Annotated in this window: 36 protein-coding genes; 3 read left to right on the top strand and 33 right to left on the bottom strand. The window is 58.4% G+C overall.

What is annotated here, in order from left to right:
* Positions 1-499: 499 nt before the first annotated feature.
* Complete coding sequence (locus CKW19_RS11785) at positions 500-1,177, bottom strand: PDZ domain-containing protein (protein ID WP_095058024.1); 678 nt, start codon at positions 1,175-1,177, stop codon at positions 500-502.
* A 218-nt stretch (positions 1,178-1,395) separates the two neighbouring features.
* Here CKW19_RS11785 and CKW19_RS11790 point away from each other — a divergent pair, with 218 nt between their 5' ends.
* A complete protein-coding gene (locus tag CKW19_RS11790; protein WP_095058025.1) occupies positions 1,396-1,626 on the top strand; it encodes a hypothetical protein in 231 nt (76 codons plus the stop codon).
* Between the two features lie 127 nt (positions 1,627-1,753).
* Here the strand turns inward: CKW19_RS11790 and CKW19_RS11795 are convergent, their stop codons facing one another.
* From CKW19_RS11795 to CKW19_RS29505, 21 genes are all read right to left on the bottom strand, one after another.
* A complete protein-coding gene (locus CKW19_RS11795) occupies positions 1,754-1,993 on the bottom strand; it encodes a hypothetical protein (RefSeq protein ID WP_095058026.1) in 240 nt (79 codons plus the stop codon).
* Positions 1,994-2,010: 17 nt separating this feature from the next.
* Positions 2,011-2,481 (bottom strand): hypothetical protein, encoded by a 471-nt coding sequence (locus CKW19_RS11800; RefSeq protein ID WP_095058027.1) that lies wholly within the window; start codon positions 2,479-2,481, stop codon positions 2,011-2,013.
* A gap of 77 nt (positions 2,482-2,558) precedes the next feature.
* Positions 2,559-3,479, bottom strand: a complete 921-nt coding sequence (locus CKW19_RS11805; protein ID WP_095058028.1) for a phage tail tube protein — start codon at positions 3,477-3,479, stop codon at positions 2,559-2,561.
* A 73-nt stretch (positions 3,480-3,552) separates the two neighbouring features.
* A complete protein-coding gene (locus CKW19_RS11810; protein ID WP_095058029.1) occupies positions 3,553-3,972 on the bottom strand; it encodes a hypothetical protein in 420 nt (139 codons plus the stop codon).
* A gap of 8 nt (positions 3,973-3,980) precedes the next feature.
* Positions 3,981-4,373, bottom strand: a complete 393-nt coding sequence (locus tag CKW19_RS11815; protein WP_095058030.1) for a phage tail terminator-like protein — start codon at positions 4,371-4,373, stop codon at positions 3,981-3,983.
* Entirely contained in the window at positions 4,370-4,750 is a 381-nt protein-coding gene (locus tag CKW19_RS11820) for an HK97 gp10 family phage protein (protein ID WP_095058031.1), read from the bottom strand. The genes CKW19_RS11815 and CKW19_RS11820 overlap by 4 nt, the downstream gene beginning before the upstream one ends.
* Entirely contained in the window at positions 4,750-5,136 is a 387-nt protein-coding gene (locus CKW19_RS11825) for a glutamate 5-kinase (RefSeq protein ID WP_095058032.1), read from the bottom strand. Before CKW19_RS11825 ends, CKW19_RS11820 begins: the two co-directional genes overlap by 1 nt.
* A 2-nt stretch (positions 5,137-5,138) precedes the next feature.
* Positions 5,139-5,516, bottom strand: a complete 378-nt coding sequence (locus CKW19_RS11830; RefSeq protein ID WP_095058033.1) for a hypothetical protein — start codon at positions 5,514-5,516, stop codon at positions 5,139-5,141.
* A 3-nt stretch (positions 5,517-5,519) separates the two neighbouring features.
* Complete coding sequence (locus CKW19_RS11835; RefSeq protein WP_095058034.1) at positions 5,520-5,798, bottom strand: hypothetical protein; 279 nt, start codon at positions 5,796-5,798, stop codon at positions 5,520-5,522.
* 49 nt (positions 5,799-5,847) lie between these two features.
* Positions 5,848-6,816 carry a major capsid protein gene (locus CKW19_RS11840; RefSeq protein WP_095058035.1) on the bottom strand — a complete coding sequence of 323 codons (969 nt, stop codon included), beginning with the start codon at positions 6,814-6,816 and terminating at the stop codon, positions 5,848-5,850.
* Between the two features lie 9 nt (positions 6,817-6,825).
* The gene (locus CKW19_RS11845) at positions 6,826-7,572 is read right to left on the bottom strand and encodes a DUF6651 domain-containing protein (RefSeq protein WP_095058036.1); all 747 of its coding nucleotides are present in this window, start codon (positions 7,570-7,572) and stop codon (positions 6,826-6,828) included.
* Positions 7,573-7,676: 104 nt separating this feature from the next.
* A complete protein-coding gene (locus CKW19_RS11850; protein WP_095058037.1) occupies positions 7,677-8,792 on the bottom strand; it encodes a hypothetical protein in 1,116 nt (371 codons plus the stop codon).
* Position 8,793: 1 nt separating this feature from the next.
* The gene (locus tag CKW19_RS11855) at positions 8,794-10,167 is read right to left on the bottom strand and encodes a DUF4055 domain-containing protein (protein ID WP_095058038.1); all 1,374 of its coding nucleotides are present in this window, start codon (positions 10,165-10,167) and stop codon (positions 8,794-8,796) included.
* A gap of 2 nt (positions 10,168-10,169) precedes the next feature.
* Positions 10,170-11,456 (bottom strand): terminase large subunit domain-containing protein, encoded by a 1,287-nt coding sequence (locus CKW19_RS11860; RefSeq protein WP_095058039.1) that lies wholly within the window; start codon positions 11,454-11,456, stop codon positions 10,170-10,172.
* Complete coding sequence (locus CKW19_RS11865; RefSeq protein ID WP_095058040.1) at positions 11,419-11,952, bottom strand: DUF2280 domain-containing protein; 534 nt, start codon at positions 11,950-11,952, stop codon at positions 11,419-11,421. The genes CKW19_RS11860 and CKW19_RS11865 overlap by 38 nt, the downstream gene beginning before the upstream one ends.
* A gap of 31 nt (positions 11,953-11,983) precedes the next feature.
* Positions 11,984-12,607, bottom strand: coding sequence for a putative metallopeptidase (locus CKW19_RS11870; RefSeq protein WP_095058041.1), 624 nt, complete (start codon positions 12,605-12,607; stop codon positions 11,984-11,986).
* 16 nt (positions 12,608-12,623) lie between these two features.
* Positions 12,624-13,046: a hypothetical protein gene (locus CKW19_RS11875; protein WP_095058042.1), complete on the bottom strand. Its 423-nt coding sequence runs from the start codon at positions 13,044-13,046 to the stop codon at positions 12,624-12,626.
* A 33-nt stretch (positions 13,047-13,079) separates the two neighbouring features.
* Positions 13,080-13,271 carry a hypothetical protein gene (locus tag CKW19_RS11880; RefSeq protein ID WP_095058043.1) on the bottom strand — a complete coding sequence of 64 codons (192 nt, stop codon included), beginning with the start codon at positions 13,269-13,271 and terminating at the stop codon, positions 13,080-13,082.
* Positions 13,268-13,462, bottom strand: a complete 195-nt coding sequence (locus tag CKW19_RS11885) for a hypothetical protein (protein ID WP_095058044.1) — start codon at positions 13,460-13,462, stop codon at positions 13,268-13,270. Before CKW19_RS11885 ends, CKW19_RS11880 begins: the two co-directional genes overlap by 4 nt.
* A 2-nt stretch (positions 13,463-13,464) precedes the next feature.
* Positions 13,465-13,794, bottom strand: coding sequence for a phage holin, lambda family (locus CKW19_RS11890; RefSeq protein WP_095058045.1), 330 nt, complete (start codon positions 13,792-13,794; stop codon positions 13,465-13,467).
* Between the two features lie 23 nt (positions 13,795-13,817).
* Positions 13,818-14,165, bottom strand: coding sequence for an HNH endonuclease (locus CKW19_RS29505; RefSeq protein ID WP_371856346.1), 348 nt, complete (start codon positions 14,163-14,165; stop codon positions 13,818-13,820).
* Here CKW19_RS29505 and CKW19_RS29065 point away from each other — a divergent pair.
* On the top strand, positions 14,058-14,303 hold the full coding sequence (locus tag CKW19_RS29065; protein WP_256580328.1) for a hypothetical protein: 246 nt from the start codon (positions 14,058-14,060) through the stop codon (positions 14,301-14,303). The genes CKW19_RS29505 and CKW19_RS29065 overlap by 108 nt on opposite strands.
* A 414-nt stretch (positions 14,304-14,717) precedes the next feature.
* Here the strand turns inward: CKW19_RS29065 and CKW19_RS11900 are convergent, their stop codons facing one another.
* The 11 genes from CKW19_RS11900 to CKW19_RS11950 all read right to left on the bottom strand — a co-directional run bounded on the left by CKW19_RS11900 (position 14,718) and on the right by CKW19_RS11950 (position 20,187).
* Positions 14,718-15,389, bottom strand: a complete 672-nt coding sequence (locus CKW19_RS11900) for a hypothetical protein (RefSeq protein ID WP_095058047.1) — start codon at positions 15,387-15,389, stop codon at positions 14,718-14,720.
* Entirely contained in the window at positions 15,386-16,057 is a 672-nt protein-coding gene (locus tag CKW19_RS11905) for a recombination protein NinG (RefSeq protein WP_095058048.1), read from the bottom strand. Before CKW19_RS11905 ends, CKW19_RS11900 begins: the two co-directional genes overlap by 4 nt.
* Positions 16,054-16,524 carry a hypothetical protein gene (locus tag CKW19_RS11910; RefSeq protein ID WP_095058049.1) on the bottom strand — a complete coding sequence of 157 codons (471 nt, stop codon included), beginning with the start codon at positions 16,522-16,524 and terminating at the stop codon, positions 16,054-16,056. The genes CKW19_RS11905 and CKW19_RS11910 overlap by 4 nt, the downstream gene beginning before the upstream one ends.
* Positions 16,521-16,745, bottom strand: a complete 225-nt coding sequence (locus CKW19_RS11915) for a hypothetical protein (protein WP_095058050.1) — start codon at positions 16,743-16,745, stop codon at positions 16,521-16,523. Before CKW19_RS11915 ends, CKW19_RS11910 begins: the two co-directional genes overlap by 4 nt.
* A complete protein-coding gene (locus CKW19_RS11920; RefSeq protein WP_143500340.1) occupies positions 16,742-17,092 on the bottom strand; it encodes a hypothetical protein in 351 nt (116 codons plus the stop codon). Before CKW19_RS11920 ends, CKW19_RS11915 begins: the two co-directional genes overlap by 4 nt.
* Complete coding sequence (locus tag CKW19_RS11925) at positions 17,085-17,744, bottom strand: replication protein P (RefSeq protein WP_095058052.1); 660 nt, start codon at positions 17,742-17,744, stop codon at positions 17,085-17,087. Before CKW19_RS11925 ends, CKW19_RS11920 begins: the two co-directional genes overlap by 8 nt.
* Positions 17,744-18,532 (bottom strand): Pyocin large subunit-like protein, encoded by a 789-nt coding sequence (locus CKW19_RS11930; protein WP_095058053.1) that lies wholly within the window; start codon positions 18,530-18,532, stop codon positions 17,744-17,746. Before CKW19_RS11930 ends, CKW19_RS11925 begins: the two co-directional genes overlap by 1 nt.
* Positions 18,532-19,392 carry a BRO family protein gene (locus CKW19_RS11935; protein ID WP_095058054.1) on the bottom strand — a complete coding sequence of 287 codons (861 nt, stop codon included), beginning with the start codon at positions 19,390-19,392 and terminating at the stop codon, positions 18,532-18,534. The genes CKW19_RS11930 and CKW19_RS11935 overlap by 1 nt, the downstream gene beginning before the upstream one ends.
* Positions 19,393-19,475: 83 nt before the next feature.
* Positions 19,476-19,688 (bottom strand): hypothetical protein, encoded by a 213-nt coding sequence (locus CKW19_RS11940; RefSeq protein WP_095058055.1) that lies wholly within the window; start codon positions 19,686-19,688, stop codon positions 19,476-19,478.
* Between the two features lie 19 nt (positions 19,689-19,707).
* Positions 19,708-19,908 (bottom strand): hypothetical protein, encoded by a 201-nt coding sequence (locus tag CKW19_RS11945; protein WP_009048020.1) that lies wholly within the window; start codon positions 19,906-19,908, stop codon positions 19,708-19,710.
* Between the two features lie 30 nt (positions 19,909-19,938).
* Positions 19,939-20,187, bottom strand: a complete 249-nt coding sequence (locus CKW19_RS11950) for a Cro/CI family transcriptional regulator (RefSeq protein ID WP_095058056.1) — start codon at positions 20,185-20,187, stop codon at positions 19,939-19,941.
* A 95-nt stretch (positions 20,188-20,282) separates the two neighbouring features.
* On the opposite strand from CKW19_RS11950, the gene CKW19_RS11955 reads away from it, so the two are divergent.
* Positions 20,283-21,137: a S24 family peptidase gene (locus CKW19_RS11955; protein WP_095058057.1), complete on the top strand. Its 855-nt coding sequence runs from the start codon at positions 20,283-20,285 to the stop codon at positions 21,135-21,137.
* Positions 21,138-21,164: the final 27 nt, after the last annotated feature.

The raw sequence follows: 21,164 nt of genomic DNA on the forward strand, positions 1-21,164 counted from the left end.
TGGGCTGGGCTCTATACGCTTCCAATCGCCACTACAGAGAGCGAAGCTCAGTGAACGCCCGAGCAATACAGTAAGGAATCACTGCGCAAGTCAGTCCCATCGCAGCAGCAGCCGCCTCCTGAGGAGCGCTCTTCGCCAATATCATCCCGCCGAAACCAACAACTGCACCGAGCAACGACATGAACACGGTGACAATCCACATGAGTTTGGCCAATTTCATTCCCTTAATTTCGTGACTGATAGCTCGTCTGCACATGCAGGTCGAGGCGGTACTGCGCTCGAATCTACAGCGGCTTTCGAATAAGAGTCAATTCGCCATCACGGCCGCAACAGCCAACGCCCCTACGATCAATTTCATGCAGGTCACTCCTGTGGGAAAGGTGGCAATGTAACATCCGAGGGGCAGGTACGAAAAAGCCCAGCGGGTGGCTGGGGTTTATGATTCTTCCTCGCCCTGAAAGAGGAGATTGCACGGCGCTGTGGTTTTACCAAGGTTGGCTCACAGTTGGCTATCGGAAACCTCGATCCGAACGTCGGTGACGGCACGATAGCGCCATACCTTTATTGATGCGTTATCACCCGGGGTCATGCGGCTAATGATGGCTGTAACCTCAGGAGGACTATTCACCGGAGTGCCTGCGATCTCCAAAATAATATCGCCAGGTAGAAGCCCCATTTTCGCGGCATCGATTCCTGCCTCAGGCCCGAAAACCAAAACACCCTTTTCAGAGGCTAAACCGAAGCTTTTGACTATTGCCGGAGTCACTGGACTTATATGCGCCCCTAAACGTCCTACAGGAACCGGTTTGACAGCCGGTGCCGGCACCGCCGCCAAAGGAATCTGACTTGGGGTAGCTCTTGGAACAATCTGCGTGGCTGGTGAAGCGCTCGTTGCAACCCCTGGATTGGTTGCGACCGTGCCCGTACATCCTCGCTGAGTAACTACCTGACCAATCACTTGCCGGATTTTCTCCGTTCTGGGAGTTGCGTACTGCTCGTAGCTCGTTTGCGTAATTAATAGTGTATTGCAGTCCATAGCTTCGTAAGTTGCCGGAGACTCGGTTTGGCGATGAAATTCAGCGTATTTCGCTTTTTCCTCGGCGCTCATCGGAAGGAAAATGCAGCTCACCAGTAGTGGGGTTGCTGTAACCATTAACGTCATGAGCTTGATAGACATAGCCTTCCCTGATGCAGGTGATTTTCTTTTGTGAATTGAAAGCTACTGTTTTGGCATGAACCTGTCCAATTGAGGTGCGCCTGTACGAATCCCCAGTAGCTACTTGCTGCCTCTGAATAGTAGCCTTCTGCCCACAATAGGATTACCCAGTCCTTTGCCTGCAAGCCCAAGGACTGGGATTGCGCCAGTTTCGGCGCGGATATGACCTGGAGGTCAAGATGTCAGGAATACCAGCAAGCCAAAGTGAAGTTCGCGCTCTTGGATTAGCGCTTCAGTGCCTTGCAGCGAGCCTCAAGCAAAACGGCGCACTCAATGCCGACCTTTACACCGCCAGGCTACAAAGCCATATCAATGCAGAGTATCCAGCTGCCGAAAACAAAGAAATTTTCAATCTTGTCCTTGAGAACTTGGTCTCCGATCTAGCTCGCATCGAAGCCCCGGCTGCTTAATTCGCGCCGGGAGGGCCGAACAGAACAAAATCTGCTTCGGCCCTTTTCTTACACTCCTCCTCGATAGATTTCTTTTGCGCATCAGTAAGCATGCTCGTCTCCTGCGGCCCTGCCGCATCATGAAATTTCAATCCGTACTCCCCGCCAGGCACACCGCATCCAGCGCGAACACCACCTCGTCGACTTCATCCCGCGGTAATGGCGATGGATGCGATTCCAGCCAATCAGATATCTCACGCGCCGACAGAGGCAACGGGAAGGCACCGGCCATGCTGGCGATGTACCGGCGACCTCGGCAGACGTTGCGGTAGAGATTCAGCAGGTAGGCCGTGATCGGGTCGCTCTCTGGCTCATCTGGAACCGCCATGCCAAGCCGCTGGTAAATCAGCCGGCGCTTTTCTGTCTCGCCGCCCCACTCTTTTTCCCACCGGAGGCGGGCAACGGCTTTCCCACGGTCTCGACCAGGGCCTTTTGCGCCTCCAGTGCCGATGCGGAAGCCTCACGCAAGACGAACAGGAAAAACCCGAGGTTCGCATCGAGCATCTGCTCGGCATCCTCGGAACTGTACGGCAGAGGGTTACCGCCCTCGTCCTGCACACCAGTCCAGTCCTTGACGATGAACTGGCTAATCAGCTTGCACTGGGTCTGATGCTCGGTCACCTCGCCTTCGACTGCACCCACGACACCGACGCCGAACTGTGCGTCAGCGTTGCGCAGCTTGCGGCGCTCGCGCTCAAGGGCGACTTGGTATTCAGGGTTATCAATTCGTGCCAGCAGCACCTTCGTGTCGTCGTCATAGGCGACCCACTTGGTTTCCGAGGTGTTCTGGTCTTTCTTTTTCAGCTGCAAAGCCATGGTCATTCCTCACGCCACGCCGAAAAGGACCGCCCCGGCTGGCGTTGGTACCGGGGCAGTCAAGGGGTGAATCGGTGTTACGGCGCCACGTATGGCGCGCGGGTGATGGTCGGAGCGATCTTGGCCACGGTGTAATTCAGCGTCACCTCGATCAGATCCTTTTTGCCGCCACTCGGCAGCTCGCCGTCGACTTCCACCGCCGGGAAGCTGAAGGTGTACTTGTTGCCAACGCTGTCGGTGATCGGGAATTCGATGGAGACCGGAACACGGGTGAAGGTGTTCTTCCAGATGCCCCAGGCCGTCGCGGACCAGGCGAGCGTGATGGTGCCGGTGATGGCCGCCTCGGTGGCGATCTGCGCACCCGGGCCCATCTTGTCGGTGCCAATGCAGCGCTGAGCCTGCAGGCCGTTATCCAGGCTGATGGTCATGGCCGAGACGCAGGCCTGACCTTCGAGCGATACGCCATCGACCAGGAGGGTACCGACGTTGCCGTTGCTCATGAACGGGGTGGAAGTCGGTGCCGCCGGCGCAAGCACGATCGGCGCATCGCTGTCGGTGTAATCGAGGCAGGCGGTGCCGAAGGTGACGGTGACCTTGCCGTCGCTCGGGATGTCCAGAGCGAACGTCGGGATGTGCACGCCCTTGAACAGGGAGTAAACACCCACATCCATGTAGTTCTTGGCGATCGAGAATGTGTGGCGCACGTCGCCCACGGTCAGCACGTTGGCGGTCCAGTTGCCGTAGAAAGCGGCCTCAAGCAGCTTGTCGAAGCTGCCATAGGACAGCTCGGCGGTCAGGTCGCCGCCGATGTCGGTACTGGTCACGACCGAACCTTGGCTGATCCGCGAGTCGGTGATCTCGTCGCTGGTAGCCGTGTTGACGGTCGGAGTCATGGCATTGCCGGTCAGCCGTAGCGTGTCCCAGGTGCCGGAGCCGGGAGTAACGCCGGGCGTCACCTCGGGGATGATGTAACTTGTGACTTTGGCGCCGCTCGACATAGTGAGTCTCCAGATTGCGGACATGAAAAAGCCCGCGCGCGGCGGGCCGAGAATGAGTCAGAGGGCGCTCTGCTCAGGTGGACTTTTTGAGATCTTCCAGCACGGCGCGGTATCCGTCGCTCGCGCCTTTCGATACGGCCTCCCGAATCAGATCAACGAGGTCTTGATCAGCAGGCTTCTGGTCGCCACCGGTGTATCCACCTGAGCAAAAACACTGACCTACTCCAAGACCAATCCCGGCCGCGAAATATTGCCCGTCGCGCAACTCCATCTTGATCGACCAGCTATCACCGATCTTCGTATTGGTGATTGATCCGCGCTCCACCTCGGCCTCGCTGATGTAGGTCACGCCGTCGACTACGACAAATGGCTTTGGCTGTTCCTTTTTGCCAAGACTGGCAAGGCATGGGTCGCCCGACGAGTGAAATTCAAACGCGCCATTTTTGTGGAGCTTCCACCCTGACACGCCTGGCTTGAAATTGTGGCTCTGCATGTTTCCTCTCAGCCGGCGCGAAACCGGATATTGACGTTGATCTGGTAGAAGCCCTCGAACTCGCCGGCCGGTATCTGGCTCGCCTCCAGGCATTCGAGGTCGCCTGATTGCCAGTAGGCAAAGTGCGCTTCGAGCTGATCAGACAGGACGCTGAGCGCCTTAAGGCCGGTGCCGAGCCGTGCGAAGCATTGGATGCTGATCTGCCCAGGCTTGCGGGTGTACGGCTTGTCAGCCATGCCAGCCATGAAGGCCGTTGCGTGCCGGATGTTCAGGCGGCACCAGAGTCCGGCAGCCGGAGGCGTGAAGGTCGGGGTGTTCGGGTAGTCGATGCTCGACTGCGGCAGGTCGGTAAAGGCGACCATGCGCGCCGTGATCAGCTTGCGGATGTCTTCATATGTCACTTGTAGACCTCGCTCACGCCGATGAAGGACAGCCCATAAATACCGGTCGGCGCCTGGCTTGAATGGCCGTTTTCGAGGCGCTCGGCATATGGCAAGTTGTTCTGTATGAAGACTTGGGTGTACGGCTCCAGACCCGACAGGACTGCCCCGCCACGCCTGATCGTTTCGTTACCGCTCGGATCAACGTCAGTTGTGGATGTGTAGACCGGCGAGCCAATGCTGACGATGTTGTTGCCACGGAACCGCCCGGTATCAACCGGTGATTTCTCGATGATTTCGCCGAGCAGCGCCAAGGCGATATTTCTGACCCGTTTGCTGACTTCCTCGTCGATCTGCACCGCAAAGGCGCTTGGCGGAAAGCTCCAGCCCTTGCCCATTACGGCGCCCTCAGTTGTATTTGGTAGGTGGCTGACGCTGGATCAACCTGCACGCCCTTGACCACGTAACTGACGCTCTTGGCCCGGTCGGCCAGATCCGGCGCCGCGATCGTGTGCCCTTCTGCTGGACGGTCCGTGACCTCATTGGTCAGCGCGATCAGCTGCAGGTCGCCCGACAGAATGTTGATGTTGTCGATGCGTTTGGTTTCGCACTTGGCCAGCACGCCGCGCCCGGTGTAGGTCACGGTGATGGCCGTGGTGGTTTCCTCGACCGGGTCCCACACGCCTGGCCCCTGATACGAGCCAGTGAACGCCGACACAGCATCGGCCAGCTTCCCGTCGAACGCCTTGGCCAGCTTGGTCTGAAGCTTTTCCTGTAGGCCCATGCTCAGCCCCTCACCATCGGAATGGAATTGGTGCCGGTGGTCCATGGGTAGATCAGCGCCAAGGCGAAGTTCTCCCCAGAAGACAGCGCGACAGAGCCCTGAACGTAGGTTTCACTGACGGACGTGCCAGAGACAGCCGATACCGACTCGCTCACCGTCTCGCGGTCGGTGGCCTTGTACAGGGATCCAGTCGAGGCGACTTTTGCAACTTGGGCGCCGGCCTGTTTGATCTCGGCCGGTACTTCGGCGGGAACAGGACGCTTTATCTTGCTGGTCAGCCAGGCGTTGGCCTGCATCACAGACATAACCGGATCACCGGCACCCGCCCAGCCCGACCCCAGCAATGCGTCAACGTCTGCAACAGTGATGAAGTCGGTCATGGGTTATTCCTGGTCAGCCTTGTCGAGCAACTCGGCCAGGGCTGGCCGCTCGGCTTCAGCATCGAACTGAATGCCTTTCTCGGTCAGCTTCACCTTGATCTCTTCGACCCGCAGTCCTTTGGACGGCTTGTCACCACCCGAAGCCCCCTTCTTCATCGGCTCAGGGTGCTTGTAGTCATCCGGCGCGAACTTGGCGTCGATGATCTTGTAACCCTTTTGGCGCAGTTCAGCCTTGCGCTCAGCGGTGACCGGGTGTTTCTCGTAAACGACTTTCTCGTCCATGGTGGACTCCTGGCAGGTGGATCAGGCGACCCGAAGGCCGCCGTCTCGATTACTTGGTAGCGTCACCGATGGTGATAACGCCAGCCGAGGCCTTGATGCTGTTCGCAACCAGGTCCCAGTTGGTGCCGGTGGCCAGCTCAGCGCTGGTCGGAGACTTGCCGCCGTTGGCGGTGTCCCACGTGTAGCCCTTGAGCCCCATGCCGAAGGTGTAGTCGGCCTGCATGGTGGTCTCGATGCGCTCCTTGCCGTTGGAGGTCTGGATGTTGGTGATCAGGTCGGAACCATCCATCACCATCGCAGCGCCGTCGGCCAGGCTCAGCACCTTCTGCTTGTTCGGGGTGCCGGCCTCGTACAGCGCGGCGGCGTCGGTGATGATCACCGCCTTGCCCAGAATGTCGACAACCTGCACGCCGCTGAAGGTGAACAGCTTTTCGGCGTTGACCAGGTTCTTGCCGATCAGCTTGTGGTACATGGCGCCGGTCATGACCTGGGCGATCAGGCGCTGCGAGGCGTCACCGAACAGCGCGTGCGCGTTGTTGATGGCGACGTAGTCCACGCCGGCGGTGGCGGATACATCGTTGGTGGCGGTTGGCTGGTTGCCAATGGCGGCGACCAGAGCGGCGATGGCGGTGTTCAGCTGGTCCGACATGATGGCTTCGGACAGGTTGCGACTGATCACTTCCAGGGCTTCTTCCGGGTTCTTCTCAACCCACGACAGCTGCGAAGGCTCCCACAGGATCGGGCCGAAGCCGCCGGCGATCTTCACCGAGTCGTACTGCTTCTGGGTCAGCGGGGTTGCAGCCTGCGCGCCGTTGGCGGCATAGCGGTCAACACGGCGCTGAGCGCTGTGCAGGCCAGCCCAGAACGACTCTTGCAGGAAGTCGCCGTCGATACCTTGAGTGGTCAGGCGGATGGAGCCAGCGGAGGCGGCGTTGAATTTTTCAACGTCCTGCGCCAGGGTTTCGATGGTGGTTTTCTTGAGGTATTCGTTGAATACCTTCATGTTCGACAGGGACATAGTTGCTCCTTAACTTGTTGCGGTCATGGCCTTAATGGCTGCTACGCGATCTGCTTTGCTGCCGCCAAAGTTGCCCTTGGCGCCGGAATTGCCGCCATCACCGCCCTGAGCGCCGCCGCCATTGGCGTTGGAACTCTTCAGGATGTGGTCGCGGTGGGGGTACTGCGAAACAAGTGTCTCGATGGCTTCGTCGAAGTCGGCCAGTTCGCCTGGACGGGAGCGACTGAAAATCTTCTGGCCTTGGGCGTCATAGGCGACGACCTTGCCTTCCTCGATCTTCAGGTTCTGACCGAACGTGGCCTGAACCATGTCTACCGGCACGGCCAGCTTGTCGGCGATGTACTTCGAGCGGGCAAAACTGCCGCCGATCTTCTCGGCATACAGCTGCTGCTCAAAGGTCTGCACCTTGCCGTTGGCTTCATCCAGCTGGGTTTGGAAGGCCTTGCTGATTTCGCCCTTCACCTTCTCGATTTCGCCGGCATCCACCAGTTTTTTAGCATCGAGATTGGAGACGATCTCCAGAGCCTTGCGGGCTGCAGTTGGGTCGTCGATACCTTCGAAGGTCTTTACCAGGCCCTCGGCAGTCTCGGCGCGGGTGCGGTGCGATTTGGCCTCGGCGTTCAGCCGGGTGATGGTGTCGCGGGTGCCAACAGCATCGAACGCAATGTCCTTGCCGTCGTCACCAGTGAATACGGGCTTCCCATCCAGGACTTCCGCGTATTGCTTGCCATCGACTTCAACGATCTTGAGTTTCATTGTTTCTCCTAGCAGGCCATCCGGCCCAGTGCGCCCCGCTCATCCGAACAGACAGGCAATAAAAAGCCCCGGCGTATGCCAGGGCTGAATGATTTGGTTTGTGGTTACAGGCCGGCTTTGGCGAATGCCGCGGCGTCCTGTTCGCGTAGCTGATCAAGGGTGAGCAGCTTGCCCTTGTCGTTGTAGAACTGATCCAGATCGAGCCCGCCATCACGCAGCAGCTTGCCGCGCGCCGGACCCAGCACCTGATCCTGTCTTGCTGCGCTCTGCGACTTGATCCAGTCGCCGTAATTCGTGGACTGCGGCACCTGGCCGTCCATGCTCGCCCGCGTGCCTTCTGGCAGGCCTTTGGACAGCTTCAGCGCCTCGTAGCTCTTGATGATTGGCATCGAGGTCGACCGGCAGCACCAATGCAGCTTGCCCGGTCCGCTGAGCCAGGGGACTTTGTGGCCGACTGGCGCATGCCTGCTGTCGTTGGTGTAGACGAGACGGTCACGCAGTCGGCATGGGGCGGATGTTTTATTGTCTAGAGTGCTGAGCCAGCGAACCTCGTCGACAAGGTCGTCGTTTTGCTGGTAGTAGGCCTCGCGGGCGCCCTGTGCTGTGTGGCTGATCGCCGTCCGCACCACTGAATCAAGGTCGCGCCGACTGCGCTCGATCAAGCCGTCAGCGTAGCCCTCGGCCCTGGTGCCCATGATGCGGCGAACGATCTGGTCAGTGGTTTGGCCTTCGGTCATGCCGATGCGGATGCCGTCGCGAATCTTCGCCGCCCGGCCTGCCTCAAGGTCGCCTATCCATTCCTTGAGCAAGCGCCCCTGGAATGGTCGACTGAGCGCGATTTCTCGCACCTGCGCCAGGTTGACCGTGTTCAGCTTGACCTCGACCAGAACCTGGCCGGGAATGACCCGCGTGTACAGCGCCCCCTGATACTCGACCTCGTACTGGCCGATGTCGACGACCGACTCAGCCATGACCTCGCCAATCGAGGCATAAATCGACTTGTTCAGCTCCAGCACCGAGACCAGCACGGCGTTGAGGTGCTTGGCCGTGTAGGAGTCGGCACCCAGGCGCTCGATGGCATCGATCAGCTTGGCGCGAAGGTCGGCATCCACGCTGTTCAGCAGCTTGATGACCTTGCGCGCCTCGGAATTGCTGAGGTGTTGCAGGTCAACCGCATGACCGATCGATGCCGATTGCAGTTGCTCGTTGACCGTTGCCATGTCAGAGCGCCCCTAGTGCTGGTCCTTGTTCCTCGATGCGCGCCTTCTCGGACTCCCAGTCGATCTCGTCACTGATGACGCCGCGGCGCTGCATTTCGGAGTAGAGCGTTTCGTCGCTGAGCTTGCCGGAGTTGGCCATGCTGATCAGGTTGGGCAGAGACACTTCAGGCGCGAAGTCGCTGTCGAAGTTGCCTCGCATTTCGACGTGGCCACCTTCGCCCAGGCTGCCGTAATCGGCCAGAATCTGGAGCAACTGGGCAATGCAGTCAGCGAACTGGCCAGCCAGGCGAGCCAGCGGGGACAATTCCTGCGCCGCTTCCTCGTTAGCCTGTGCCGCCGTCTTCACGACCTGCTTGTCCTTCTGGAGAAGCTTCGCCCCGGCCATGCGCATATCGTCGACCAGATCGTTCAGTGAGTCGCGGCCGGCGGTGATTGCTGCCCCGGTGTGCTCGACGTACTTGGCGTTGCCGTCCTTCGGCATGCGGGTCGCGCTGGCCGAGCTGATAGTCAGCTGGAATTCTTCATTGTCGGTGAACACGAACAGCAGTGGGACGCGGGCAACGTGCAGCAAGTTGTCCTGGTCGCTCTGTGACTGCCAGTGCTTGACGTTCAGGTGGGCCAGCTCAAGCAGTGGCGGCTTAGCCGTCATCGGCCCTGTGCGGCCCGTGTAGAACGTCACCCATGGAATGTATGTGAGATTGGTCGGGCCCTGCCCGTTCAGCTCCCAGGCGCCACCCTTCTCGGCCTTTTGGTAGGTACGCCAGCTGCCCGGCTCCAGCACGCGGACTTGATCCACGCACTTGATGCCGAAGTCACCGTCTGCGACCTCGACCGACTCCATGTAGCGAACCTGCATAAGCTTGCCGCCGCTGAAGCGCCAGCCGAGCACCTGGCCCGGCTTGATGATGACGGCGTAAGGGCGAACCCCTGCCGCCTCTTCCTCGGCGACGGTCTTGTACAGTTTGTTACCCTCAGCATCGAGGGTTGGCTGATGCTCGATCATCGCGTGACACAAGCCACTGGCCAGCGCCGAGCGGAACCACTCGACCGACCACGAATTGAGGTCATTGCCGCCCAGGTCGATATCGTCGCAGAGCAGCTTGATCGGCTCAGGGATGTCTTCTCCCAACTGAAGAGGCTCGGCGAATACGCGGGAAGTGCTGCTGCTGACCGTCTCGGCGTAGGCCGGGAGCAGCGTGGACAGGGCCAGGCGCTCTTTGTAGGTGTCATCCTTTTCAGCCGGGTACTGAGGCAGCAAGGCCTTGCCAGCCGCCCGCATGGCCTGAGTCCCGCCCATCAGCGGATCGACAATGGCCCAATACTCGCGCATGCGGTCTACCGCCGGGAGCTTGATGCTCGGGTCGTCGTTGCTCATGGTTAAATTCTCAGGTCTTGGGTTTGGGTTTTCGCCGGTTTGACGATCGGGTATCGATGCACGACGAAGTAGCCGAAGGCGTCGGCCGGGTCTTCCGTGCCGTCCTTGTTGGGCTCGCCCTGCTCGTTGTAGGCCTGCTGCTCCAGAACCTGAGTGGTTACCGGGCACTTGTCCGTATTGACCTTCAGGCGGCGCTGGCCTTCGCCATTGAGGAACATGGCGTTGACTGCCAGAACCCGGTCGCGAACCATCGGGTTTGATGGGTTGACGCGAACCGAGTAGCCGGCCTGCCTCAAAAGGCTGTGATCCGACTCGCTGCCGTTGACGCTCTTGCGGTTCTTGCCGCTGGCGTCCGGGTAGACGGTGATCTTGTGCTTACCCTGATAGCGCGTGTCCAGCGCCTCGATCATGGCCGGCGTATCGAACAGGTTGGTGAGCTCATCCAGTAGCAGCGGCTCGCCGTTGCGAATGACGAATACGCAGGCCGCCATCCGGTTGATGTTGAAGTCCATCCCGATATGCAGATCCTCGCCCGGGTGAATTTCCTCATCGGTATGGCAGGTAACCCGATTGAAGTTCGGGTACACGCTGCCCGACGTCAGGTTGACGAACTTACCGTCGATGTACGCATCGACCAGGTTTGCTGGGTATGACTTGCGAAGGGACGGTATGTAGTCCTTTGGAAGGTTCTTGGCGTTCTGCCGTGTCGAAGCGTGCACGATTCCGTAGAACTCGCGCTGCGACGGGTCGGCAGCCAGCTCCTTGATGAACTTGCGATAGACCCAGTTGAAACCTTCAGGCGTCGTCGTGACGTCGATGGTGTTCTGCTCTCGGCCAGGCCAGACCGTCGACATCCGTGCGATGATTTTCTTCCACGCGCTATCGGCCTTCTTGATCGGCATGCAGTCGATCTCGTCGACCAGCGCGTGAGCGATGTTGAAACCGACGATGCGGTGCGGGTGCTCCATGCTCTTGCAGACGATGGTGGAAAGACACCTGCCTTTTTTGTCCCGCAGATACACACGCTTGTTGCTCGCCACGATGTCAGCGAACAAACCGAACGCCTCTGCGACTCCCGGGAGCGTGTCGTAGAAGATGTCGGTGATCTGCGGGTACGTGGGAGCGAAGTAGCCCTGGGGAATACCAGGGAACTCCAAAGCATTGATGCACATCCGCACACAGCCGACGAAGGTCTTACCGCTGCGGTAGCCTCCGACGAAGGCCATGAACTTGTAGTGACTTTTGATGAACTCAAATTGAGGCTTGTTCAGCATCAGGATCGCTTGCATCTTCAACCCCGATGATTACTTGCTTGGGCTCTGGCAGGCCCTTATCCGGGTCTTCCAGTTCGCGCTGTAGCTTCTGAATGTTCAGTCGCTTGATCTCGTCGTCCAGCGACTTGTCAGGCTCCACGCGACGATTGACGTAGGCATCCCCGACTTCCTTGGCAGCCTGCTCCAGCAACTGAGCAGTCAGCGCCATGTTCTTCATGTTCTCGGCTTTTTCAGCCATGCGGCCGAGCGCCCGGAGTCGATACGCACGGTTGGCGATCGGGATCTCTGCCGTCTCTTCACGAAAGCGCTTGCGGGTATCCTCAAACAGGGTTCGCCACTTCGCCGCCAGATTGACCCCTGCACGCTTCGTTGGATCGTGCTGTTCAACCTGCTGACGGGTCACATCAATGTCGAATTCTTGCTTAACGCTTTGAGAGACGAGCGTGGGCGTGTCAAAGCACGCCAAAGCCTGAACGATGAAGGCTTTGACATCGTTTTTCAGGGCTGCCATAGATTGGATTCCGTCTCATACCTGTCTCACATCAGGCCGACTTGAGCAGACAGGTTCCGCAGGCCCTCGATATGTTCAATTTCCCCACCTCAGCGGGACTGTTTGCAGCATCCACCAAAGCTTGAACGTCAGGGCTCGCACCATAGCGACGGACCACACCGACGAACTCTTCAACGTCGTGTCCGCGCATCTCAAGCTTTGGCAAGCCTTCCTGGGTGAACTTGGGGGCGCCGTACTGATCCTTCGCCTGGGCGATGTGGTAAAGCTCATGCTCGATCAGTGCGCAGAAGTCAGCGTCGGAGCACTGGGCGCAGTAATCAGCAGCCAGGGTGATGATGTAGGTCGGCACAGTGCCAAACCAATCGAACATCTGCTGCTCCATCCGGGCCTTCTGCCATCCACCCGCGCGGAACGCTACTTGCTCGGCCTGACCAACCACCGTGCGTCCCTTCTTGCTGAATGCAGCCGATGCCCACATCACACGGATGTCAGCGTCGATCAGATGAGCATGGTCTTGGTTGTGAATGCTGCCGGTGTCGGCCAGGATCTCGGCCTGGAGCCACTCCCATACCTCGGGCGCTGGAGTGAGTCGCATACCGAAGTCGGATAGACCGGACAGCTCAAGCAATGACACTGGTGGGTACGGCCTGTCCATTAGCTCCATCCAATACCTAGAAGATGGGATACGAGATCAGCACTTTGACCCCTACGTGCGAAGCGAGGCCGAGAAAAATAACTCGGTTACGCCATCTGTAGAAAAAACCAGTTCGGAGACTTTGTTTGTTCATCTGCTCTTTAAGATTTGGAAAGCTCCTTTTTGGATTCGCATGACAAAGCTCCAGGTGGCGAGCATTTATACTGATTAGAGTGATCGTGCTCTCGACCCTCTTAAACCCAAGCCACGCACCTATCCCAAGAATCAGCAGAGGGATAATCTGCAATGTTTGTTCGTTCCAGCCGATTACCCCGTACTTCAATGTTTGGGCAAGATATGCACACGCAGCAAGCGCCACGCCCAGCACAAATTGATCAAAGGTTAGATTGCCTTTGTAGTAGTGATCATCAAGCGCGGTAACCCTTGGATCTTCTTGCATGCAACGCTCCTCCTAATACGAGACTAGGAGATGTTAGCGCGCCACCATCGTCGCCGTCTCACAGTGCGCATGCCCATGGAGCAGCGACACGATTAGGCCCTGAGGTAATCCAGCAGCCTTGGCGGCCTTGATGGCTTGCACCAGGGCGTCGTCCAGATCCTTTACCGCTACACCTACATCGGCCGGCAGCGGCAGGGAATGGTGCAGACGGGTGACGCTACTCATTTGCTCAGCTTCGGCTGAAGGATCACCCGGGCGATCATCACTAGGACACCCAGCACGCCATAGGCCATCGGTGGCAGCACAGCCTGAAGTTGCGGCATCAGCTGTTCAGCGATACCCAGTGCAGCAATGGCACCACCCGCCTGAACGCTGGTCATGCTCAGCGCTTTTTTCCAGTTGTCGATCAGTTGCATAGTCACTCCTGCCGCTTGGGCAATTTGAAGTCGGTGAATCGGTCGGCCAGGTCGGCAACCTTCTTCACGCCGAGGGTACCGATGACAGCGCCGAGGGCAGCTGCAAGGCTTGAAGGCAGGTTGAAGTATTCGAGCAGCGGGAACGCCCCAGCTGTGATCGCGCCACACAGGCAGGATTCGAGCAGGGCCTGTCGCCGTCCGCCTCCCCCGTAGATGACACGCAAGAAGGCGATCCAGCACGACAGCGCCGCGGCGTAGAACATCGGGGAGTGTTGGCTAAGCCAGGCCATGACGATGAGCCAGGTGTCTGGATTTTTCTCTGGCATATTCATTCTCTGCTCGCCTCATGTAGGCGCTAGATAGATGCAGCCTTCCGCGCTACAGGCATGCCGTGCAGCTCGTGGTAACCGAACTCACGCTCAAGCGCCTTGCGAGCATTGGCGGCATCATCAATTGATAGGTAGTAGCCAATGCACTTGTGCTTGCCATTCGTGGTTATCTGCCCGGTCCACTTCATTGTCTTTCGACACCAATACACACCGATAACCCCGCTCCGATTTGTAACCCGGAGCGATAGGTTCCTTTGGTTCTCTGAGTGAGCAACAAGTCGCAGATTGATCAAGCGATTGTCCGTCCCGACACCGTTCAGATGGTCAATGACCAGGGCTTCATCAATACTTCCGTGCAGCAAAATCCATATCAAGCGGTGGCATGGGTAGACACGACCATGCACGCTCACTTGTATGTATTGCTTTCCCTCACTCTGCTTCTTGGTTCCAGCTACAGCACCAGCAAACCTGGTATTCCATCCGCGGCACCGGCTATCGCTACTGAACAGTGAGCGATCCTTTTCGCGCCATCGAAGCAGACCGCTATCTGGCTCATATTCAAAAAGGAGGCGCAACTCTTCCTGACCGAGGCTTATTGGCCTAGCCATCTTCAAGGGCATGTTTGGCATCCGGATTCCTCCCTTTCGGGGAGCGCGAGAATAGGTCCGGCACTCCACGCCTCTCTCATCCGCTCGAAGCAAAGACGATGGCGTGGGTACCAGATACGAAAAGGCCCCTGCGAATGCAGAGGCCTGAATGAGGCCCTCTTCCGGCGAGACGATTGAAGCGCCGAGGGCTTGGGTAAATCGCGGGCAATAAAAAACCCGACGCAGTGGCCGGGTTTGTTTGTGTCAATCCCTAACGCGCAAGATCGACAGGATGGGTAAATATTCTCTCATTCTCTCACTACTTGCAATAACTATTCGCTATGCCGCACAACTTTCGATTAAACCTTCTGCATCCATGATCTCTTGCGCCGCAGTCAATGCTTCGTTTACCAGATCATCCAGGCTCTTGCGGATCGATGAGCGCCACCGGTACCGGGTCGACTCTGGCTTGCCGTCGTTGTCCCAGTTGTCGATGTTGTACCAGGCGGCAGGCAGCACGGCTGTTGATCGCTTCAGCGTCTGCTTGCGGTCCACGGTGTCATCCATACCGCGCAAGCCCTTCTCATTGAACGAATCAACCAAGGCCTTGTTCTTGGCAATAGCCTCGGCCTCACGACTGACCACTTCGACTGTGGCTGACTCATGCCTGCCGCCAACCTGCGGAATGGCCCATGTCAGAATCGCGCACTCCCGGAACCGCTTCGGTGCTGGCGACTTGACCGAGTTCAACAACTCCAGGATGGCGCCATGCTTGCGTTCGTCGTGCGCGGAGTACTTCGCAACCAGAACTCTCCAGTGTGCAGCCGACAGAGACTTGTGCAGGCGACCGAACACCCAGCAGTCGGTGAGGAAAGCGGCCTCCTTGCCGACGATCTCCCCTTTCTGCTTGGCGCACTGCACCTTCGGCTCAAAGTCGCACCCACCAGCAGAGTTGATGGTTTCGGCGGCCAGCGCCCGAACTACTGCGGATACCACGTTGCGATAGGTCATGCCGCGCTCCTTTTGAGTTCTCTGGTCTTTGCCCGGTATTCGGCTGTGATCGCTTTCAGTTCATCGACGGTGTACTTGCGCGGCTCGTGGTCGGCCTCAAGCGCCTCTACGGCCTCAAGACCGATGCGAGCGATCAATCCAACCCGGAACCCCTGCGAAACTGTATGCCCTTTGCGTGCGTGCATGTAGGAGCCGGAATTGCAGCTTTTGCACTGGAGCCATATGTTGGCTGGAATCAGCCTCAGCTCTGGGCGTGCGCCCTTACCGAGGAAGTGGCCGGCATCGAAGGCGCCACCAGTCTTCCAGCCCTGAGCCGCCAGAATCGATTCCTGCGACTCACCGCAGCTGATGCAGCCACTGCCGATGATCACCTCGTAGGTGCGGCGGTAGTCCCGGACGGCTTTTTCGGCATCCTTGAGGTGATCTCCGCGACTTTTCAGGGCCTCTTTGCGGACCTTGATGTCACGGCGACCTATATCCGCTAGGGCCTTACGAGCGGTTTCCTGCCCTTTCTCCGACTGACCGTGAGCGATGGCGCACTCAATCTCGCCGCACACCGCCTGCGAGGCGCGGGCAGGTGCGAACATCACCAGACAGGACGGGCAGCGCTTGCGGCGCGGGCCTCTGGATGTGAGCGGGGTCTTGCGTTGCAGTGGCGTGCGCTTCATGCAGCCACCTCGCCCAGCAGATCCGTGAACACCACGCCGCGCTCCGTGAAGTCGGCCACGATGCGATCGGTGTAGGCGATGCCCTGGGCGCGACTGAACAACCGAGTTACCGGGAATCCGTCAGGACCGAACAGCGAACAGCCGCCCATCATGTCGAGCTTCTGTGCGTAGGTCAGATGACGCATGGTTTGGTACCAGGCCGCACGGAAGTCGTCGTCCTCGTTCAGCAGGATCTGAACGCCAAAGTGCAACTTGCAGTACCGGCGGGCGTCCTCCACGTCACCGATCTGCGTCATCGCTGCGATGCGCTGGTACAGCGAAAACCACAAGGCATTCTGGTCGAGGGTGCGATCCTTGCCCGGGCGCAGCGACACGACGACGAACTTCTTGTCGCGGTACATGGTGGTCAGGCTGGTGATTGCCTCGGACAGCTTGGCTTGGCTGTTGACGCTGATTTTGTCCGTCATTGGGTCACCTCGCCCAGCGCTGCGACCGCGGCCTCAAGGCTGGACTGATCGGCACCATCTACGCGCCAGGTGTTCGTGACGGTCTTCAGCTTCCGGTCAAACCGCCTGAACAGCGTCAGCCGTGGGTGCTGTACACACTCATAGCCATAGGCGAAAAAGGCCTTGCCGCCGTTGTAGTGCGCAACCTCACGGATAGTCAGCGCGCTTATGTCGATGGTCATAGCTGCACCTCCGAAGCGGCGCATGGGCCTTCGTGACCACTTGTTCGACTGCACTCCCAGCCCTCTGGCGGAACGTCACACATCGGAGCGACGTGCAACCCAGCATCACTGATAGCCATCGCCAAGTCCTTGTTGTAAACGGTGAACCGCTTTCCTTTGCCGTCGATCACGCGCCACGCAGTTGCTGAAACAACGCCGGTAGGAAGGCGTGCGGCCTGCCATGCCAGCCAGCAGTACTGAATCGTGGTGCTGTGGTACTCACCGTCAGCGAACTTGCTCATACGCTGGTTGGGATATTCACTCAGCACCCACGCCTCGAACTCTTCACGCATCCTTTCGTTACCCATGTGCATGCCCTCCCCGGTTCTTGCGAAGATCCGCCAGTGCTCGATTGCCAATCGCTGGTGTTGTGCGGCCGTCGACACGCTCAGGCAGGGCCAGCGGAATGTTCCGCAGGCGCTCACCGGCGAGCATCATGCGGATGGTGATGTCGTAGTTACGGTCGAACAGCTTGCGGCTGACCTCGGCCTTCATCGTGTTCAGTGCGTTGAAGCCGCACTGGCTCGCAGCGTGGTACACGGCCTGATGCGACCACTCCCGGCTGCCTGCCTTGCTCGGGTGAGCATTGGCGACGGATTCGGCGTAGGCGGCTTCGTGAGACGGTATGCCGAGGGCTTCAGGGGTTGGCTGGCACATCTGGATGAACTTCCCAACCGACGGCGCGAAGTCGCTGCCCAGCTTGCGGCAGTTCTGCAGGCCGAAGCGGATCTGCTCGATCTGCTTGATACCCTCGGTCATGAACGCCTTCACCCAGGTGCGCTTGGCAGTCATCAGCGCCTCATCGGTTGGCCAAGCCTGTCGCCACGCCGGGAAGATCGCCTGCAACTCCTTGAACAGCGAGTTCACGACGTCGGCGGTACCGGTGTCGATCTTAAGCGGAGCAGTCTCCACCACTGGCAGGTTGCCCAGGGTCTGCATGAGCTGATTCGGAGTTTTCATCACAGCGCCCCCAAGTCATCAGCCCAGCTCTTGTCGTCGAAGTCGGGGCCGTTGGCCTGACGACGCGGCGGGAACGGGTGGACGTTGCTTCCCGCAGGCGCCGGCTCTGGCACCTCGTCCTCCCAGCGCTTGCCGTTGAGCCAGGTCGACGGGTGCGGGATGAACTGGCCGTTGTCCTTGGTCCACTCCGTGCTGACGCTCTGCGCACCCAGCGCCTGAGCCATCACCGCGAAGAGCTCGACGGTCAGGGTGAGCTTGTCCCACGCCTTGCGCGCAGCCTCCTTGCCGACCTTGCGGGGATACAGCGACCAGAACCTGGCGAACAGCTCAGCCGAATCGACTGCATCATCGCCATAAGGCTTTTGATCTTTATCTTCTCTTCTCTTCTCTTCTCTGGTCCGCAATTTGTCCGCATCACTAGCGGACACTTTGCGGACGTTTTTCGTCTTTCTGTCGTTGCGCTTACGCTCGTTATCGTTCGCCCGGCGCTTCGCACTGGCCCCGTTATGTTCGTCAAAGCGAGGCATTACAAGGCCTCCAGACTCAATGCAGGCCCACTCAACGTCGATCATTGCCTGCGTGAAGCCTGGCCAGCCGACGACAGCATCCATTGCCTCAGCGGTGTAACCGACCAGCACGCCGTCATCACAATGAGTGTCGAAAGTGCTCCAAGCGACATGCAGTCCGCCGATAATCCGCAACCTGTCCGCACTCAATGCGGACACCATGCGGAATACTTTCGGATGGGTTTGAAGTTCGATGCGCATTTTGATCCAGTCTCCGGCCATTACTTGCTGCCTTTGCCGATCAGGTCGGCCAGTTCGAGGAAACGATCGACGTACCAGTGAGGTTGCGTCTCACGGGGGCATTGCGGGCTGGTGAGGTTCTTGCCGTACTTGAGGCCCTTCTCGGTGACGGACCAGAAGTCGACGGTTTCGCCCTTGGAGTTCTTGCGCTGCATGGTCTTGAGGAAGCCATAGGCAGCCAGGGCGCGATTGAAGCCGGGAGCAGTACTGCTGATGCCGTTGTCCTTAATTAGAGCGGTGACGGCCTTAGTCGGCATGGAAGATCCGCCAGCCGCATCAGGGGCGGCGTCTACGGCGTAGCCGGGCAGGAACTTGGCGTCGAGCCCGTTGTTGGCGGCGATCTGGGCCAGCATCATCATCTTGCTGGACGGTGCAGGCTTCAGCAGGCGGTCGAAGCATTCCAGGATTGCCAGCTCGCCGACGATTTTGGAGTTGTTCGGCGCCGGCGCCGAGTACTGGCCGGTTTTGCGGATGCTCGGCAGTACTTGGCCAACCACCCACTCTTCGAACTGTTCGGCGGCCGGCAGCTTCGACCTCATCACAAGCCGGTAAAGATCGCGCTCGGGGATTATCTGTACCGCCCTGACCTGACCTCCCATTTGGGTATGGCAGGTACTAACCGCCTTGCAGTGCGCGTTGATCGCCTTGGACGTGTTGGCATAGCCGAGAGCCTCCGCCACATCCCTGGCGATGAACAGTGGCTCACCGCTTCCGTCGTCGATCACGCGAACCAGAAGCCCGTGAAAGCTAAACTGAGTTGGAATACGCGACACGTTTTCACCGCTGCCAAATTGTGTCGCGACACTGGCCGGGGTATTGATCGTTTGGATTGATTGGTGCATGATTTGCTCCACAGCGTGTTTTAAGAGAGCCGGGTCACTACCCCGGCTTTTTTTCGTCTCGGATTTGGCAGAGGCCCTCTGGGTTACCCGGAAGAGTCCCTGCAAGAGGCCCTCATTGGGGTCACCAGTTGCAGCACCTTGGCTTTTTTGCGGCCCACTTCTGAAAGTGCCCCGTAAGCAATGGCGAGCTCTGTCATTTCATTGATGGTTTGGCTGAGGCTCCAGCCGTTGGCATGCATTAGCTCTTCCACCCTCTTCCGCGTCTGCGGAGGCAGCCTTTCAAGCTCTACGGTCATTTGGCCCTCCAAAGGGGCTTCAGCCCGCGATATCTTCTTGTTTGTCCTGCATGAGTTCCTCGATAACGCCGTTCGCAACGGCCCACTCGATGATTTCGTAGAGATAGGTCGCATGCTGCATGCGGGTTTTCGTTGCGGCTCGACGCAGAATCCGATCAAGAACAGGTTCGAAACGAACCTTCACCGGAATGGCGCGCTTTTGATTGGGGTCCATGTACATGCTGGGATTTCCTTGTGGCTGATGAATTTGTTAGGCGGCAGAAAGGGTTTCGCTGGGTTCAGAACAGATCTGCGCCCAAGGAAAAGTTGGGCAGAGGTCGGCCTTTTTGATCAGGCCCTCGGTCAAAGCCTCAATTTGTAAGGCGCGCTTTGCTGGTACCGCGCGCTCCCCCGAGCACCATTGGTTAACGGTCGGCGCAGTTACCTGAAGCAGGCGCGCCATCTCCGCCTGGCTGCCCAGCAAACGGGATGCTTTTTTGGCTGCTTCTGCTGATTTCATGAGTTCTCTCCTGGAGATTTGAAATGAATATAAGGCAATACCTTATTTCTAGCAAGCCATTGCCTAACCAACACGCCAATAGGCCTAATTAGGCAATGCTTACCGGACCAGAATTAGGCGCAGCGATTGAAGCTGCGCGGATCGCCAAGGGCGTATCAAAGAAGAAAATCGCAGACGACTTCCTGGTGAAGCCTCCGTCGATACAGGGCTGGGTGAAAACTGGCCGGATCGACAAGTCGAAGCTGATGGACGTGATCAATTATTTTGCGGACGTAGTCGGCCCAGAGCACTGGGGCTTGCGACCTGGTTTTTCTTTCGAAAACCTACCGGACGGCCCAGCCGACACTCTTATTGGTCAAGTTGATGACGAGCCGGATCCAGCCTTGTCGGCGGCAGAAATCGTTCGTCGGATGCTGATGACTCAAGGGAGAGGGTTGTCGAGCGATGTTCGTGACCGGATAGTCGCGGCGGCTGAAGCGCCAAGCAATGTCGTTACAGCTGACTTCTCTCGCCCAGGTCTTGTCGGTGACGAAATCAGAATTGCCCACTACGACATCCGCGGCGCGATGGGTGACGGGCAGAAGGCAGCTGACTTCCCAGAAATGCTGAAGGACATACGTGTAAGTCAAAAACACCTTCGCGAGCTTGGTGTTGAGTACGAGGATTTCAACTACCTCAAGCTTGTCACTGGCTGGGGTCAGTCGATGGAACCGACGATCAAGCATCGCGACCCTTTGATCGTAGATATCAGCATCAGAGACTTCGTCGGTGACGGCATCTACCTGTATTCGTGGGATGACCTGCTGTACATCAAGCGCATGCAGGTCGCTGACGCTGATAATTTTGAGATCATCTCAGATAACGCACGGCATACAGCTAAGCGGATAAGGCGTGACGACACACACATTCTGGCCCGCGTACTGCTGGTGTGGAACGCTCACCTGGTGTAGCGCTGAAACGCGTAAACAGTGTTGAAA

This window comes from Pseudomonas sp. Irchel s3f7, assembly GCF_900187615.1.
GTDB lineage: Bacteria > Pseudomonadota > Gammaproteobacteria > Pseudomonadales > Pseudomonadaceae > Aquipseudomonas.